Origin of the sequence: Nocardioides sp. (genome assembly GCF_036405735.1) — a bacterium.
Lineage (GTDB): Bacteria > Actinomycetota > Actinomycetes > Propionibacteriales > Nocardioidaceae > Nocardioides.
Genome location: NZ_DASWXC010000009.1, coordinates 14,951 through 32,260, shown reverse-complemented (window position 1 = coordinate 32,260; position 17,310 = coordinate 14,951). Strand labels below are relative to the sequence as shown.

Genomic DNA, 17,310 nt, shown 5'->3' with positions numbered 1-17,310 from the left:
GGACCAGAGGGTGGCAGACGGTTGGCGTCAAACGAATCAGTGCGCCGGGGGAGCCGTCTTCCGACTAGCCACGCACCGATCCCCCCAGTCCAGTAGCCGACAGTCCGCACCCCGAACGGCAGCGTGTCCACTTCGCTCCAGACGACCAAGAAAGCGCCAAGTGTCAACGCCAATGGGCCGGGCCACCATCGTCCGGACAGTCGTTTTAGATCCCACCGAGGCATTTTCGTCACATCTCTTCAGGCGGACATTTCAGTCCTCGAGCGTCAATGCTCGCGAGGATAGAGAGCCGCGAGGAGGGAAGCGATTGGCCAAACGGCACGCCCGAGTCATGGCCAGATCCCACCGGCCTCATCGCTGAGAAAGGATCGTTAGGCCGCCCGCCAAGGACGTTAGCGTCAACGCGACCACAATCCTCGGGATGATCCCGCCGTCCGGCGGGTACAACACTCCGAGGGTGTTCAGCGACGAGAACAATATGCAAAACACCACGAAAGGTCGACTCTGCTCATCTACTGCCACAATACCTAACCTCCGACCTTGCTAAGTGGACGAGAAGTCCAGATGACGCACTGGCCGAGCTGTGTGCGACGCCCGTCCTAAGCGCCCCAGCCCAAGAGCCGAGGGACTCCTTGGAAAAAGGAACGACGATGCTCACATAGTTCAGTGGACGGGCAATGCATGATCAGGGCAATCATCGGTGCGCCCGACACCCCCAGGCACTGGTGCCAAAGCGACGCCTCGACGAGTCCTATCCCGGCCGCTAGCGCGGAGCAGTCCGCCGAACATCGGCAGAAATGTCGTCTGCCCCGCCGGGCGTACACATGCCGCCTCATTCACGTCACGACAGCCTCCATCGTGCGCGCGCACCACGCGCCTCAGTGCCTGCCTCTGTAAAATCACATCGATTTACGGTGAAGCGCTTCTTTCGATTGCGTTCTGCTCAGCGGCATCGCATTGGCAAGCCGCCCCAATTCCCATGATTCAAGTATCGCCGCGCGCTCAGCGTCTGCCATTTCCTGAGAATCAAAGACTTCGATCGAGAGGGTTCTCCACCGCCCAAGGCGCCCTGGCTTGAGGCGGCATACGACTACCTTCCAGTGGGGGTCGATCAAGCGCGCGATCCACATTCCAACCACGCCGTAGACAATTCCCAGTAGAGCGCCCATGAGCTCCGACGGCTCGTCCATCCAATGCGACATTGGAAACTTCACCGGAAGAACGTAGACCTTGTAGCAATAGTCTCCGTCCGCGAACCAAGCCTCCGGATTCGTAATATCTGGACCTTGGGTCGCCTTGTCTGGCGAACGCATCAGGAATACCTCGCGATCAAGTAGTTAGCCACAGCGTTGAGTCCGGTGACCAGTCCGTAGGCTGTCTTTTCGTGACCGAGTCCCTTGAGCATACTAGACGCTTGGCTGGCAAAAGTCTTGATGTTCCCTAGAGCCCTCACGATCTTGCTTTTTGGAATGTTCTTTCCTGCGACTCCAGAGATGAATCCTAGCTCCGCGGCGACTATCGCGGGAGCAATGCTTGAACTCACACTCTTTCCTTGCATGAAGACACGATTAACAATCGTTGATACGAAGGACGCTGCTGCACTGGCGAGGCCGACGCAGAGGATCGATGCGACTGCCAGTCCCCCGCACGCGAATTTGACGATGAGGCTGCTAAGCCCGATGTTCAGGCCGACCGCGACCGCACTCTTCGCAATCTTCGTTACCCATCCCCAGAATTGCCCATTGACATCCATTTTATTGACGGGGTCGGCGGGGTAGATATAGGCGTTGTCGTTGCCTCCGCGGATGGGGTCGCGGGAGAGGAAGCGGCCGGTGATGGGGTTGTAGACGCGGGCTCCCATGAGGGTGAGGCCGCCGAGGGTGTCGGTGTCGCGTTGGGCGGCACCGAGCCATCCGTAGCGCCCGGGGTTGGTGGAGCCGGGCGTGAGGGTGCCGAATTCGGTGTAGCTGGCGGTGGCCGAGGGTTGGATGGCTGACCCGATGGCGAAGTGTCCGATGATGTTGCCGTTGACGTCGTATTCGGCGGCCATGGGTGTTTGTCCGGATGCCTGGGTGATGGCGAGGGTGCCGTCGATGCCCCTGGCGTAGCGGGTCCAGGCGGTGGTCCAGGCGGTGGTGGCGTTGGGTCGGGTCTTGAACTCGCTCCAGGCGGGGTTGTCGGTGGTGTCGGCGTAGTGGTTGGTGGTCACCGCTACGTCGACGCCGTTGACGGTCTGGGTCTTGGTGGAGATCCGTCCGAGCGGGTCGAGGGTGTAGGTCTGGGTCGTCGAGCCTTGGGTGAGGGTCTTGACCATGTCGTTGACCTGGTAGGTCACGGTCAGTGCGCCGCCGCTGGGGTTGGTGGTGTGGGCGGCGGGCAGGGTGGTGGTGCGGCCGAGGGCGTCGTAGGCGTACCCGGTGGTGGTGATCCGGTCCGCGGCGTCGTAGGTGGAGGTGGTGGCGTTGCCGCCGGTGCTGCTTTGGCAGTTTCCGTTGGCGTCGGGGCCGTAGGTGGTGAGGCTGGTGCGGTTGGAGTCCGTGGTCAGGGTGTAGGTGCGGGTGGTGCACTCCGCTGCTCCGGGTCCGTCGTCGGCGACCGAGCGGAGGCGCCCGCGGTCGTCGTAGGTGTAGGTCTCGGTCCTGCTGAGGACCATGCCGGTGCCGTAGCTACGGGTGCGGGTGGTGCGTCCGTTGACGTCGAACTCGCGAACGCTGGCGACGTAGGCGAGGCCGGAGGCGGCCGCCCGATTCATGAGGTTGCCGGCGATGTCGTAGCCCCAGCTGAGACCGTTGCGGGTGCCGTAGACGGGGGCGCCGTAGCGTTGCTCGATGAGGTGACCGTCGTTGTCGTAGCTGCCTTCGAGCGGAATCACCCCGCTGATGCCGACGCCGAGGGTGGTCACCATCCCGCGTCGCTCGATCTTGCCGTCGAGGGTCTGGTCGTAGCCGTAGGTGTAGGTGCCCTTGCCGTCGTTGTGGGTGGCGACGTTGCCGGCGGTGTCGTAACTGGTGGTGGCGGTGTTGCCGGCTCCGTCGGTTTGGCTGGTGACCCGGCCCCAGGTGTCGTAGCTGGTGGTCATCGTGGCGGTGCCGTTGCCCACCGTGGTCGGTTGGCCATTGGTGGTGCTGTAGCCGGTCGTGGTCGTGATGGTGGCACCGGTCACCCCCGTGCTCGAGATCGAGCTCCTGGTGGATCGGCCGGCGGCGTCGTAGCCGGCGACGACCGTCTTGGTGGCGGTGCCGCTTTGGGTGACCTGACGGGTCGGGGCCAGGTCACGGCCGTAGCCGGTGTGGCTGATCGCGGGCAGGGTGGAGCCGTCGGTGGGCTGGGCGTGGGGGCCTTCCCAGCAGGGCAGGCCTGCCCATTGGGGCTTGTTGTCGCACTCGTTGCGTGAGGCCGAGGCGTCGGCGGTGTAGTACACGGTGTTGTGCCGCCGGGTGGCCTGGCCGGTGGCGACCCCTTCGGGAGTGATCTCCGCGATCAGGCCACCGGCTGCGTTGTAGCCGTAGCTGGTCGTGTCCCAGCCGGCACCGTTTTGCTGCAGCACCGCCGTGGCCTGGTAGAGACCCCAGCCGTTCACGGAGCCGGTGATCGCGGTGTCGTAGCGGTAGCGGGTCTTGGTGGTGTCGTAGACGCTCACGCCGACCGGCGGTGGGGTGTCGGCCTGGCCGGGAGCCTGGGTGATGGCCCAGGTGCCTGGGATGCGCTCGTCGGTGGCCGAGGAGCGGGTCTCGACGACCAGCCCGTAGCCACCCTCGGGCACGTCGGTGGTGGGCCGACCGGGGACCAGTGAGGCGTCGACCTCGTCGTCGTAGAGGTATTGGGTCAGTGACCGCAGGCCCAGTCGGGTGCCGTTCTTCGTGGTGGCGTGGACGATCGGGCCGTATTGGGCCTCGACGCGGGTGCCCTCGGCGTTGTAGAAGGTCCAGGTCGCGGAGTTGTCGGCCATCGCCGCCGAGCTTTCCGGTGGGACCGGGCTGTTGAGGATCTGGGCTTTGATCTCGGGGGTGATCGACCAGATCTCGTTGCCCATGGCGTCGTACCGGGTGGTGCTGATCTGCCACTTGCCGCCGTAGGTGGCGGTGTTGGTCAGCCGCCCGGCGGTGTTCCAGTAGTAGAGGGTGGCGTAGGTGAAGTCGTCGGCCGTGGGCTGGGCGGCCGGGACCTTGTCGGGCCCGAAGACCGCGGCCCCGGTGTCAGGGGCGTCGGCGGCGCGCTGGCCCCACGCGGCGGTCTTGTCCGAGGACATGTTCGGCAGGCCGTCGCCTTCGGCGTTGAGCTTGAGCCCGTACTTGATGGTCCAGGTGGCGTTGCCGCTGCCGACCGCGGGATCGAGTTGCCGGGTGATGGTGGCTACCGCGCCGGTGGCGTCGTAGTTGATCTGCCACGTCTTCTCTCCCGGCGGGGTGACGCTGGTGACCCGCGTGAGCCCGGCCGAGGTGGCGTAGCCGTAGCTGGTCTTCAACGCCGCCGCGCCGTCACCGGCTCGGGGGTCCCAGACCGACTGCAGCGTGCCGTCGGTGTTGTAGGCGTACTTGGCGACCGCCGTCGCGACCACGGCGGCACCGGCGTCGGGCAGCCCGTCGTTCCCGGCGTCGCCGTCGGCGTCGTTGAGCTTGGGGTCCCAGGCGTGGTGGTCGATGCGGGCTACTCGCGCGGCGCCGTTGACCGTGGTGTAGGTCAGCTGGAGTGCCTGGCAGCCGGCCGGCAGGGAGGCCGGAGTGCAGGTGAGGCCCGTGGGGGCCGGGGCGATGATCCACGACGGCAGCCCGTTGCTGCCGTAGTAGTAGCTGGTCGTCGACTCCGCCGCCGCGCCGACGGTGGAGGTTGGCAGCCAGCGGCCTGCGGTGCGTTCGAAGGTGGTGACGGTGCCGCCGGTCTCGGTGTAGGTCAGCTTGCCGCTGTCCCGGTCGAGGTCGACGGTGACGCCCAAGGCACGGGCGTCGCCGGTGGCGGCGAACTCGCCGGACACGTTGGTGGCGGCCGGCTCGCTGCTGCGGTAGGTGTCGACCGTCCCGTCGGGGGCGGTGAACAAGATGCTGGAGTTCGTGGCCCGCTGATCGGTCACGGTCAACGCCGCTGCGCCACCGTCGAGGGACGCCGCCCAGCCCGGACCGAACACCCCAGCAGCGCCCGTCTCGGGGGCGGCGTTGGACAGGTGGGTGCGGGAGACCGCCAAGGCGCCCGCCGCGGCGTCGACCGCGCCGGTCTGGAACTCACCACTGCCCAGTTGGACGCTACCGGGACCCACCGAGACGGTCGGTGCGGCGTTGCCGGCGGCATGGGCCGCGACCGTGACTGGGCTGGTCTGTGTCGGGGTGGTGTAGGTGCCGTCGCTGAACACGACCCGGACGTCGATGGCGCCAGGAATCGTCATCCCGGCCTCGGCGGCGGGGCGCCACGTCACCGCCGGCAGGGTGGACATCGACCCGTTGTCGTTCACGTGGCCATCCCAAGCCTGGTGGCCGGCGGTGAACAGCTCGGTGGCGACCTTCCAGGTGTCGGTGCTGCCCGCCCGCCACTGCAGGACCGCGCTGGTCGCGCCGCTCGCGCCGGCTGCCTCGATCTCGAACGTGGTCGCGCTCGTCGCCCCGGGTGTGGGGCTGATCAGCCATCCCTGGCCGGTGCCGAAGGCGTACTCGGTCCAAGCGGTGGCCAGCCCGGCGTTCGAGACGCCCCGGACCTCGATGCTGGTCCACCCCGAGGCGGGAATCGCGATCGCGGGCGTGGTCGCCGTGCCCTGCTGGTTCGCGTTCAGCACGGACTGGGTGGCGCCGTTGAGCTTCCACTCCAGCTGCACCGACCCGGTGCTGGCGGCGGTGCACGTCATCGAGGCGGCCGGCCGGGTCCCATACCAGTGCTGGTCGGCCGTGCCGGGGCAGGTCACCTGCACGGCCGCGGGCACGGTGCTGTTGATGGTGGTGGTGTGCCACTTCGACCACGCACCGGCCAGGGTGCCGTCCTCGCCCCGCGCCCGTACGTAGTAGGTGCCGTTGGGCAGAGCATCGTTCGGCGTGCAGGAGTCCGGGGCCCCGGAGGCGACGTATCCGGTCGTGCAGGAGGCCACCGCCGTCGAAGTCGGGTCGGTGGAGTCGTGGACCTCGACCCGATAGCGCACCGTGGTCAGGTCCGGGTCAACCGCCGAGGTGGTCCACTCCGGGGTCGCGGTCCGGGTGTACCACTGACCCGCCCAGGTCTGGGAGTCGCTCGGCATCGGCACCGCCGCGGCCAGCGGAGCCCCCGAGCCGGTGATCGACAACACCGCGGCGGCAGCGTCGTACTCCCGTAGCTGCGCTGCGGTCTCATCGGCCGCCACCACCCGCAGCCCGTCATTCGTCGCACCGCCTGCCCACGCCTGGGCGATGGCGGTGATGTCCCAGCTGTCACTGCGCTGCGTGGCGCAGCCCACCCCGGCGCTCGCCGGCTGCACCGTGACCGCTGCATCCGCCGTGGACGCACTGGGCTGACTCGCCCACGTCACCGCCTCCGGCGACCAGGCCGAGGTCAGCCGCTGGACCGCGATGGTGTGGGTGGCGCAATCCGAGGAGTACTCCACCGGGAGCGAGAGCGACGCGGCGGTGATCGTCTCTCCCGCCGAGGTGGCCTCATCGAAGTCCACCAACAGCCGGCCCGCCTCCCCCGACGGGAACCGGCCCACGGTGTAGAAGTCGTAGTCGATGTCGGAGGGGTTCAGCCCCGCGTAACCACCCGCCGGGCCCAGCGTGTACGTCGGGTCGATGGTGACCGGATACGCCGTGCCCGGGTCGGCTAGGAACGCCGCATCCGGCTTCAGCACGACCCTCGTGCCCTTCCCTTTGTCCGTCACCGCCACGTCGACCGCACGAGGACGCGACGCGCCGGCCTCGGTGTTCGCGTCAGTGCGGGCACCCCGGTCCACCGTGGCGTCCCACATCAGCGGCGCCGGAGCACTCACGACTGGCTCACCGTCGTCTGTCGTGAGCGTGAGCGACCCGTGCTTGCCCCGGGTCAGCTTCGCGCCGTCGGCCGCGACGAGCATCGGCAACCGCAACGGCCCCTCGGGGGCCGCGCGCAGCACCACCGAGTGCGAGAAGCCGTCCGCCAGCGCCTCGACCACCAGGTCACCGTTCGGGACCACGTCGGGATAGGTCAGCTTCGAGCCCTCAACCGTCGGAGCCGGCAGCACGGTCGGCCACGACCACGCCACCTCCCGGCCGGTCTCATCGGTCATCCGCGCCAACGGCTCGCCGCCGCCATCGGAGAACGACAACTCGCCCACAGCGTTGGCCGGCCGCCAACCCCCCTCGCGCTCCACCAGCGTCGTGTCGATCGGCCCCCACGTTCCCGTCTTCGGATCCCGGGCACGCACCGGCGCCACCGAGAGCTTCCTGGTCCACGTGCCATCGGGGTTGATGAACACCTGCCGGGTCGGAGTCCGCTGCGACAGGTCCTCCACACCAGTCCGGAGCTCGCGCGCCGCCACGGCCGCTGAGCCGGCGTCCGGCCCGTCAGGACGGCCGTCACCGTCGGAGTCAGCCGCCTCCTTCGCCGACTTCGCCGCCGGTGTCGGCTCGGCAGCCACCGCCAACGGCTGCAACGACGAGGTCACCAACGCCCACGCCATCGCACAAGCCACGACCAGCACGACGACATACCGACGACCCGACAAACCAACCCCCTAGCCAGAGCCCGTGTTCGGGCCGTACGCCGAGGAAGGTCCCAGACGCGTTACTCGGTCGGCGGGGGTTTGTGACCGGATTTTCCGCAGATCCGGCCGAACTTGTGACGTACATGCCAAGAAACAGGCGTCTTACGGCGCGGATCTGACGACGCACGCCCTCCGGGCGAGCCGGTGTGCCCCGCTCGGCCGTCTGCCGTCGGAGTCAGAGGTGGTCGTCTGTAGGAAGTCGATCCCCGCCTCCGTCGGCAGGGTCCGACTCCAGCGGTTCGACGTACGCGAACTCGTCGAAGGCCGCGAGGGCCAGCCACGGGAATGCTCCCAGGGCAAGCAGGATGCCCATCCGCCCGAACGGGGCGAACCCACCCAGAAGCGCTATCAGAAGTGAAGCACTGACGACAGCAAGCGCTACTGGCGGGCGCCAGGCAGGAGCCGTCAGCAGACCGAGGGCGCCCACGATTGCCAGCACGGTGCCCGCCAGACTTCCGAAGATGTGCGCCGTTGCGATGCATCCGACGGCGCACGCCTCAAGGGCCGCAACGATTGCCAAGCGCTTGCCGCCGAGACGCTTGAGGCGTGCCAACGTGCACAAGGGTGCGGCCGTTCGGCGATGAAGCGCGCGCCGGGATGCTGGGCGATGTGAGGCGCCGTCCATGGCACGTTCAACTCCTTGAGGAAGGCCCGCGTCTGCATGGGCGGGACGCGGACACCATGCCATCCCGAACGGGCAATATTGGCTGCGCGATCGTGAATGCTCGCCGTCGCTCGATGGAAGGGGTCAAGGGACGGGCGGGACTGGCAGCGATTGCCTCTTCGCGGCGATCAAATGGTCCTCAGGGATTCCTGGAGGGCCGAGACTGGCGCCACTTGCATAACCCCCAGCCGAGGTTGAACCCTCCAACAAGAACGCCGATCGTCGCCAGTTGTCGCACGCCGTCCTGCAGCTCATAAAGACAAAGCATCCCCGCCAGGCTCGCTGCAGGCAGTCCGGGCGCTAGAAATAAAATCAGTCGGACAGCGGAGGACAAGGGGCGCACGGGAATCGCCACTACGGAACGGGCCCGGCGACGGCCGCAACAATCGCCGCCGACAGACTCGCGAACTGCAAGGTCAGGAGCCACAGCGGAAACATCGGTCGACCATTCGCGCCTCGAACCGTCGAAACGATCAAGAGGATATAAAAGACGCCTGACAGCGCCGCCGGGGCCCTTCCGTAGTCAAGAAACCATACAGCCTTGCCTGTTACAAGGATCCATGAGTTCGCGAAAAGCAAGGTGAGCGCGAATGTAGATTCGCCTATCACCGCTGCAACACCTGTGTGGTCTTTGGTCATCTAGCTTCGAGCCTTCCTGCGCGACCCTGGAGAGGCGGATACCGGTCCGGCGAGCGCCGCGGATCGGTGGAGTGGAATCGATGGCGGATCCCCAGGCCATTCAGAGTCCCCAAACCCACGCGTATCTGGTCGAGCGGACGATGCGTGACCAGGGCAATGATCAGCGCGCCCGAAACCCCGAAACACTGGTTCCCAAGCGACGCCTCGAAGAGTCCTAACCCACCCGCTATCGCAAGCAGCCCGGCGAGCATCGGAAGAAACGTCGTCTCCCTCGCCAGGCGTACACACACCGCCACATTCACCTTCACGTGAGCCTCAATCTTGAATGCCTACTAAATGATCCCATCCAGCCCGCCGAGGTCGTGAGGACCTTGCCCCGAACGGATTCGTTTAGTGTGTCCGCCGACGTCTTGTCGCGGGACGCGTCGGTTCGGTTTTCAAGTTGCGAATGAACTCCCAAATCAATCCGCCGGCGAAGATCGCCGCCATCGTGATCAGCGGCGCCCAATTCTCTTTGGCGACGAAGAATGATGTCACGGCGATAAAGATAAGAACATAAAGAAGTCTCGTCATGTCTAAGGCCTGTTCGGTCGATCATGGTGCGGCTCGTTGGCGCCGGTTCGGGGGAGGGGGGAATCGGTCCTAAGCAGGAACACCCTGTAAGCACTATCGAGGAAGCCGGCGCCCGCAAACAATACGATGGGTTGGATCCCCGTCTCCGGTTGTCCGACGAAATAGGTCAAAAGCACGACAGAATATAGTGCTAGGCCAAGCCGCCAGAGCCTCGACGACGGAGTAGATCGCCTCAGCGCGTGAACTATCAAGAGGATCGTTATCGCGGCGATGCCCAGCCATGTCGCACGGAGCGGCAGGCTGTTAGCGGCGAAGAACTGTCTGAACGACAACAGGGTTACCACAAAGTAGAGGACTCCGGAGGGCCGCGCCGGGGCATGGCGCGTAAGTCGGCCTCTGCCCGGAGTCGGATCTGAGCTCATTACGACGATCTTCCCCTCCTAGCCAGAGCCCGTCTTCGGACCGTACGCCGAGGAAGGTCCCAGACGCGCTACTGCGTCAGCGGAGGTTTGCGACCGGATTGCCAGCAGATCTGGCCGAACTTGTGACGTACATGCCAAGAAACTGGCGTTTGTGGGAGGCGCGCGGTCCGACGACGTGCGCCTTGCGGCGGCGAAGTCGGTGTGCGCAGCGGTCGTCGCTGTCCCGTCAGCGGACGACGGTTCGCAGAAAGTCGACGCCGTCGCGCGTGATGCTGGCTCGGACCTCGTGCGCACGGGCCAAGGCCTCGTCGCGGTTCGTCGCGGGCAGACGGCACCTCTCCCCGGTGTCGGCTTCGATGTCGACGACCCACCGGGTGTGCAGAACTCGCCGCTGCACGGGCGCCGGCAGATGCCGGTAGGCGACAGCCTTGGTGAACGGGTCGACGAGCGGATTCGGGAGAGTGAGCCTGCGACGCCAGCGGCGCAGGCGTGCGACCGCCGGCTCCACCCGCACGGTGACCGGCACGCCATCAGGGCCGCGCGCGTCGGGGAGACGCACGATGGCCTCAGTGGGCGTCATGAGGTGCCTCGCCGTTCGGGGGCGAAGCCGCCGGCTCGAACCTTGGCCGCAAGTCGTTCGCGGAGGGCTTCGGCACCTGCCAGCGAGGTGGCCTTCTCCTTGTGCGCCACGCGGATGAGACCCGACCCGTCGCGCCTGTACCGCACCACACCCACCTTCCAATGCGAGTCCTTTGCGTTCCTGAGATGCAGGAGGACTCCGATCGTTGCTGCGAAGACGAGCCCCTCGATCCCGGCCAGGCCTCCGCCCAGGAACAGTTCGCCTCGTTTGATGGCGCGGACGTAGTAGACGTGCGCCCCTTGAACAATCCGCACGTCGTGCGGTCCGGGGTTGAACTGAATGGGGTCACGCGAAGAATCGAGCATCAACCGACTCCTCGGCGTCGCAGTCTTGATCGTTTCATCCGCTAGTCCGTGGTCCAACTATGGTGACGTTGTCGTGCGCTTGTGCGCTCAGTCGTCCTCCGCCCGTGGGCCCGCCGGAGGTCGGCTACCGCCTTGCGGCGGAGCGGTGCAACGTGGAGGTAGGGCTCCGGGCGCCATGACTCGAGCAGCTCGCGCTGACGCTGTGTGGCCGCCGCTTCGTCGTCGAAGAACTCGACACCGACCAGTCGGACCAACGGCGGTCGATACCTTCCCCGGTAGATGCAGACCTTGTATCGCGTGTCCAGGAACTGCACAGCAGCCATTAAGGGCAGACCGAGGATCAGGAACGCGAGGAAGCCCGTTGGGTTGTCCAGAAGGGAACGCACGAATGCGACCGGCGTCAGTGCGGGCCACGCTTCGACCGTGAACCAGTGTCCGGCACTGGCGAACTCGGCATCGGGGTCATCGGGGTCATGGCCAGGAGGTGGGCCCACCGCCACACGTCGGTAATCGGGTTTTCAGAGCCGGATGGTGGCGTTCACGGCGAGTGCGCCCACAATGAAGACCGCGCCGAGTGCGAGGAGGAGGCCGAGCTCGACGATCTCTTTCGAGAAGCCAGACAACGTCAAGGGCAGCACGCTGTCTCCCCGCTATCGACCACAGATCCCGCGGCTAGAAGTGCTGACCCTGCGCTACCTCGCCAACGGACGCTTAGCTCCTCACGGAAGGCCCGGGTCTCCGGAGCGGGATGCGGACACCATCCCATCCCGATGACGGGCAACGGCGGTGTTTCGCGGCCGCGGGGAGCTGAGCGCTCCGGGAGTTGTGACGCGGATGCCAAGAAGTGTCGACCGGCAGACCAGAGGATGCGGTTGTAGCTCCCGCACCTGGACTGCCGGGGCCATCATTGGCAGGTGGCCCCCATTCTTGAGCTGGAGACGCAGGACACCCAGGAGCGGCGCTGGGCATGGATCCTGCCTGTGGTGACGCTGGTCGTCGGTTCGTTTGTGTCGACCGACGCGGACGGCGTGGCGGTGCGAGTGCTTCTCGGCGCGTGGTTCTTGATCAGTTTGTCCGTCGGCGTCGCGTGGCAGCTGCTGTACCGCCGGAACCTCGCTGATCGGTTCGGGTTGCTCGCCGCCCTCTTCGTCCTCGCGATGATCGTGGGGCTGTGTTTCGGCTCCGTCTCGGTCGGCACGGCCGGGGGAGTCCGGTTCGACCAACTCGCGTTGCCGAGCATCCTGGCCGGCGTCGTATTGACCGAATGGTGGCTGCGCGATCGCGAGCGCTCGCGTCGCTGACCGGCGGCAACGGGCCGGTCCGCTATGCCGACGTCTGCGAGGAATTCCGGCCGCGCCTCCTCGAGCGGAGGAAGCGATACCGCATGGCGACGTACAGCGGTAGGAAGACGACGGGCAGCAGGACAGTGCCGGCGGCCCAGGCCCACGGACTGAAAGCGCCGGCTCCCGGCTCCGGGCGACCGAGCGCGAAGCCGTGTCTGCGGGAGTCCCACCAGACCAGAGCGGCGCAGGCGATCCACATGCACAGCAGAGCGACCTTCATCTCGGGCGCCTCCGCCGCGGAGACTCCCGAGCCTCGGATGGTTCGTTCATGTTTCGCCCCCAGCTCCTGATCCTGAATCCGCCTGTCCTCCTTCCCGCAGGGAGGCGACGCCAAGGCTGGCTCGCTCGCGATCGAAGGTCCATGCGTTCGTAGTGACTCCCGGCTCCCGCCCCGCGGACTTGTGACCTGGTTGCCAAGAAGCTGTGTGGAACAGCGGAAACGCGGTTGTGAGTGAGTGCTCACTCACTTAAGGTGGCGGGATGCCCCGTGCTCGTCCGCTGACCCCCGAGGAGCGCCGCGCCGCCCTCGTCGACGCGACGGTGCCGTTGCTCTACCAGCACGGCCGCAACGTGACGACGCGGCTGATCGCGGAAGCGGCAGGGGTGGCGGAGGGCACGATCTTCCGGGTGTTCCCGACCAAGGACGCGCTGGTCGAGGCGGCCCTGGCCCAGGCGTTCCGGCCCGGTCAGCTGCTGGTTCGGGTCGCGGAGATCGATCCCGCCCTGCCGCTGCGCGAGCGGCTGCTCACCGTCACGAGCATCCTGCAACAGCGGTTCCAGGCGACGTTCGGCCTGATGCGCGCGATGGGGATCATGGGGCCGCCGCCCGGGCCGCACGAGGATCGCCACCGAGCGCTCGACGAGCTCGAGCGCGCGATGGTGGCCGTCGTCGAGCCCGACGCCGACCGACTGTCGGTGGAGCCCGCGATGCTGGTGCACATGCTCCGGCTGCTGACGTTCGCCGGCAGCAACCCGCACCTGGCGGACAGCCGCCTGCTGACCCCCGAGCAGATCGTCGACACCCTGCTCCACGGCGTACTCACGAGAGAGAACTGATGCTCCTCCGACTTCTGCGCGGCTACCTGCGTCCCTACCGTGGCTGGCTGCTGGCCATCGTCGGGCTGCAGTTCGTCAGCACCGGGGCGATGCTCTACCTCCCGGCGCTCAACGCCGACATCATCGACGGCGGCATCGCCCAGGGCGACACCGGCTACATCGTGCGCACCGGCGCCGTCATGCTCACGGTCTCGCTGGCCCAGATTGCCTGCTCCATCGCGGCGATCTGGTGCGCCGCGCGCTCCGCGATGGGTTTCGGCCGGGACCTGCGGGCGGCCCTGTTCCACCGGGTCGGCTCCTTCAGCGCCTACGAGGTCGGGCGCTTCGGCGCGCCCAGCCTGATCACCCGCACGACCAACGACGTCCAGCAGGTGCAGATGCTGGCCTACCTCGCCTGCTCGATGGCCGTGACGATCCCGATCATGATGGTCGGGTCGGTGCTGATGGCGCTGCACCAGGACCGCAACCTGGCGTGGCTGTTCGCCGTGCTCATCCCCGCGCTCTTCCTCGTGGTCGGCGCCGTGGTGACGCGGATCGTGCCGTACTTCCGGCTGGTCCAGCAGCGGCTCGACCGGGTCAACGGCGTGCTGCGCGAGCAGATCCAGGGCATCCGGGTGGTGCGCGCGTTCGTCCGCGAGCGCGCGGAGGAGGAGCGCTTCGAGGTCGCCAACGAGGCGCTCACCGACGTGTCCCTGCGGGCCGGCCGCTGGATGGCGACGTTCTTCCCGCTGATGCTGCTCGTCGTCAACGTCGCCGCCGTCGGCGTCATCTGGTTCGGCGGCCACCGGGTCGACGCCGGCGAGATGGAGGTCGGCCCGCTGACCGCGTTCCTGTCCTACCTGATGCAGGTGATGATGAGCGTGATGATGGGGTCGTTCATGCTCATGATGATCCCGCGCGCCGCCGTGTGCGCCGACCGGATCGGCGAGGTCCTCGACACCGAGACGACCGTCCACGCCCCCGAGCGCGGCGTCACCGATGCCGACGTACGCGGCGTGCTTGAGTTCGACCGCGTCGACTTCAGCTACCCGGGCGCCGAGCAGCCGGTCCTCACCGACGTCTCGTTCACGGCCCGAGCCGGCCAGACGCTGGCGGTCATCGGCTCGACCGGTGCCGGCAAGTCGACGCTGCTCAACCTCGTGCCCCGGCTCTTCGACGCCACCGGCGGGGCCGTCCGCGTCGACGGCGTCGACGTCCGCGACTGGGATCCCGGCGCGCTCGGCAGCCGGCTCGGCCTGGTGCCGCAGAAGGCGTTCCTGTTCTCCGGCACCGTCCGCTCCAACCTCGAGATGGGCAAGGGCGACGCGACCGACGCGGAGCTCTGGCACGCCCTGGAGGTCGCCCAGGCCCGGGACTTCGTCGAGACGCTCGAGGGCGGCCTCGATGCCGCGGTCGCCCAGGGCGGCACCAACTTCTCCGGCGGCCAGCGGCAGCGCCTCGCCATCGCCCGGGCGCTGGTACGCCGCCCGGAGATCTACCTCTTCGACGACTCCTTCTCCGCGCTCGACCTGGCAACCGACGCCCGGCTCCGCCTCGCGCTCGCACCCGAGACGCGTGACGCGCTCGTAATCATCGTCGCCCAGCGGGTCTCGACGATCCGTGAGGCCGACCTGATCCTCGTGCTCGACGACGGCCGGATCGTGGGCCGCGGCACCCACGAGGAGCTGCTGGCCGACAACGCGACGTACCAGGAGATCTGCTCGTCGCAGGTCACGGCCGAGGAGATGTCATGAGTCGATCTGCTCTGGTCTCGACGGGCTCGACCGGCGGGTTGCGCGAGGAGATGTCATGAGCAGGGGCCAGCTGAAGGCCACCGAGCGGATCACGGGCGGCGGTGGCCCCGGCATGCACGGGCAGGTGGCCCAGAAGCCGATGAGCTTCGGGCCGTCGGCGAAGCGACTGCTGCGACGGCTCGCCCCGCAGCGCGCCGTACTGCTCCTCATCGTCGGGCTCGCGGTGGCCGGCGTGGTGCTGGGGGCGTTGGCGCCGCGCTACCTCGGCCAGGCCACCGACCACGTCTTCACCGGCGCGGTCGGCCGCGACCTTCCTGCCGGCGCCACGCAGGAGGAGGTCGTCGATGGGCTGCGGGCGCAGGGGGAGGACCGGCTCGCCGACGTGGTCTCCGGCCTGCGCGACCTGGTGCCGGGCCAGGGCGTCGACTTCGACGCGGTGGCGCGGGTGCTGCTGCTGGTGCTGGGCCTGTACGTCGTCTCCGCACTGTTCGCCTGGCTGCAGGGCCTGCTGCTCAACCGGCTCGTCAACCGGGCGGTCCGTGAGCTGCGCACCGACGTCGGGCGCAAGCTGAACCGGCTGCCCCTGGACTATCTCGACCGGCAGCCCCGCGGCGAGATCATGTCTCGCGTCAGCAACGACATCGACAACCTCGCCCAGACGCTGCAGCAGACCGTCAGCCAGCTGCTGACCTCCGTCGTCACCGTCGTCTCCATCCTCGCGATGATGCTGTGGATCAGCCCGCTGCTCGCGGTGATCGCGCTCGTGTCGGTGCCGGTCTCGATGCTGGTCGCCAGTCGGGTGATGAAGCGGTCGCAGGGTCAGTTCGTCGCGCAGTGGCGGCGCACCGGCCAGCTCAACGCCCACATCGAGGAGACCTTCTCCGGCCACGAGCTGGTCCGCGTCTTCGGACGTCAGGCCGAGGCCGAGCGGATCTTCGCCGAGCACAACGAGGGCCTGTTCCGCGCGGGCTTCAAGGCGCAGTTCGTCTCCGGACTGATCATGCCGGTGATGATGTTCATCGGGAACCTGAACTTCGTCCTGGTCGCGGTCGTCGGCGGCCTCCGCGTCGCCACCGGTCACCTGACTGTCGGCGAGGTCCAGGCGTTCATCCAGTACTCCCGCCAGTTCAACATGCCGCTCACGCAGCTGGCCTCGATGATCAACATGCTGCAGTCCGGCGTCGCCTCCGCCGAGCGGGTCTTCGAGCTGCTCGACGCGCCGGAGCAGTCACCCGACGAGGCCGGATCGCTGCCCGCCGTACCCGGTGGCGGGCCCAGTGGCGAGGTCCGCTTCGAGCACGTGTCGTTCTCCTACGACCCCGACGAGCGGCCGCTCATCGAAGACCTCTCGCTGGTCGCCCGACCGGGTCAGACCGTGGCGATCGTCGGCCCCACGGGAGCCGGCAAGACCACGCTGGTCAACCTGATCATGCGGTTCTACGAGCTGCAGACCGGCCGCATCACGCTGGACGGCGTCGACATCGCCGGCGTCCCGCGGGCCGACCTGCGTGCGCGCACCGGCATGGTGCTGCAGGACACCTGGTTGTTCGAGGGCACGATCCGCGACAACCTGCGCTACGGGCGTCCCGACGCGAGCGAGGAGGAGATCCTCCAGGCGGCGCGGGCGACGTTCGTGGACCGCTTCGTCCACTCGCTGCCCGACGGCTACGACACCGTCATCTCGGCCGAGGGCGCCTCCTTGTCGGCCGGCGAGCGGCAGCTGCTCACCATCGCGCGGGCGTTCCTCGCCGACCCGGCGCTGCTGATCCTCGACGAGGCGACCAGCTCGGTCGACACCCGCACCGAGCTGCTGCTTCAGCAGGCGATGGCGGCGCTGCGCAGCGACCGCACCTCCTTCGTCATCGCCCACCGGCTCTCCACGATCCGCGACGCCGACCTGATCCTCGTCATGGAGGCCGGTGCGATCGTCGAGCGGGGCACCCACGAGGAGTTGCTGGCCGCCGACGGCGCCTACGCGCGGCTCTACCGCTCTCAGTTCGCCGCTCCCGTCGAGGAGGAAGAGGTCGCCTGAGGGTTCGCGCCGTCATACGGATGGGTCGCCAGAGCGACCAGCTCGTATGACGTCCGCCGAAAAGCCGTTGAGCGGCCCTCTCGACCGGCGTACCTTCGAGGGACACGGGAAAGGAGGTGGTCCAAAGACATGAACTCTTTCAGGACGCGTGAGGTGGCTGCCCGCTAGCAGCCCCAGCAGGACGCCGGGGCTGAGATGCCCCACGACGCTGCTGGC

At 67.5% G+C, this 17,310-nt stretch carries 10 protein-coding genes; 4 read left to right on the top strand and 6 right to left on the bottom strand.

What is annotated here, in order from left to right:
- Nucleotides 1–899: 899 nt before the first annotated feature.
- From VGE38_RS01125 to VGE38_RS01100, 6 genes are all read right to left on the bottom strand, one after another.
- Nucleotides 900–1,313 carry a hypothetical protein gene (locus tag VGE38_RS01125; protein ID WP_331140691.1) on the bottom strand — a complete coding sequence of 138 codons (414 nt, stop codon included), beginning with the start codon at nt 1,311–1,313 and terminating at the stop codon, nt 900–902.
- A complete protein-coding gene (locus VGE38_RS01120) occupies nt 1,313–7,648 on the bottom strand; it encodes a DNRLRE domain-containing protein (RefSeq protein ID WP_331140690.1) in 6,336 nt (2,111 codons plus the stop codon). Before VGE38_RS01120 ends, VGE38_RS01125 begins: the two co-directional genes overlap by 1 nt.
- Before the next feature lie 214 nt (nt 7,649–7,862).
- Nucleotides 7,863–8,240 (bottom strand): hypothetical protein, encoded by a 378-nt coding sequence (locus VGE38_RS01115; protein WP_331140689.1) that lies wholly within the window; start codon nt 8,238–8,240, stop codon nt 7,863–7,865.
- Between the two features lie 465 nt (nt 8,241–8,705).
- A complete protein-coding gene (locus tag VGE38_RS01110; RefSeq protein WP_331140688.1) occupies nt 8,706–8,990 on the bottom strand; it encodes a hypothetical protein in 285 nt (94 codons plus the stop codon).
- A gap of 1,221 nt (nt 8,991–10,211) precedes the next feature.
- Nucleotides 10,212–10,565, bottom strand: a complete 354-nt coding sequence (locus tag VGE38_RS01105; protein ID WP_331140687.1) for a hypothetical protein — start codon at nt 10,563–10,565, stop codon at nt 10,212–10,214.
- On the bottom strand, nt 10,562–10,930 hold the full coding sequence (locus VGE38_RS01100) for a hypothetical protein (protein ID WP_331140686.1): 369 nt from the start codon (nt 10,928–10,930) through the stop codon (nt 10,562–10,564). Before VGE38_RS01100 ends, VGE38_RS01105 begins: the two co-directional genes overlap by 4 nt.
- A gap of 914 nt (nt 10,931–11,844) precedes the next feature.
- Here VGE38_RS01100 and VGE38_RS01095 point away from each other — a divergent pair.
- The 4 genes from VGE38_RS01095 (at nt 11,845) to VGE38_RS01080 (ending at nt 17,094) form a co-directional block, all read left to right on the top strand.
- Nucleotides 11,845–12,231 carry a hypothetical protein gene (locus VGE38_RS01095; RefSeq protein WP_331140685.1) on the top strand — a complete coding sequence of 129 codons (387 nt, stop codon included), beginning with the start codon at nt 11,845–11,847 and terminating at the stop codon, nt 12,229–12,231.
- A gap of 522 nt (nt 12,232–12,753) precedes the next feature.
- Nucleotides 12,754–13,329: a TetR/AcrR family transcriptional regulator gene (locus VGE38_RS01090; RefSeq protein WP_331140684.1), complete on the top strand. Its 576-nt coding sequence runs from the start codon at nt 12,754–12,756 to the stop codon at nt 13,327–13,329.
- Nucleotides 13,329–15,062, top strand: coding sequence for an ABC transporter ATP-binding protein (locus VGE38_RS01085; RefSeq protein ID WP_331140683.1), 1,734 nt, complete (start codon nt 13,329–13,331; stop codon nt 15,060–15,062). The genes VGE38_RS01090 and VGE38_RS01085 overlap by 1 nt, the downstream gene beginning before the upstream one ends.
- Nucleotides 15,063–15,117: 55 nt before the next feature.
- Nucleotides 15,118–17,094, top strand: a complete 1,977-nt coding sequence (locus tag VGE38_RS01080; protein ID WP_331140682.1) for an ABC transporter ATP-binding protein — start codon at nt 15,118–15,120, stop codon at nt 17,092–17,094.
- Nucleotides 17,095–17,310 lie beyond the last annotated feature (216 nt).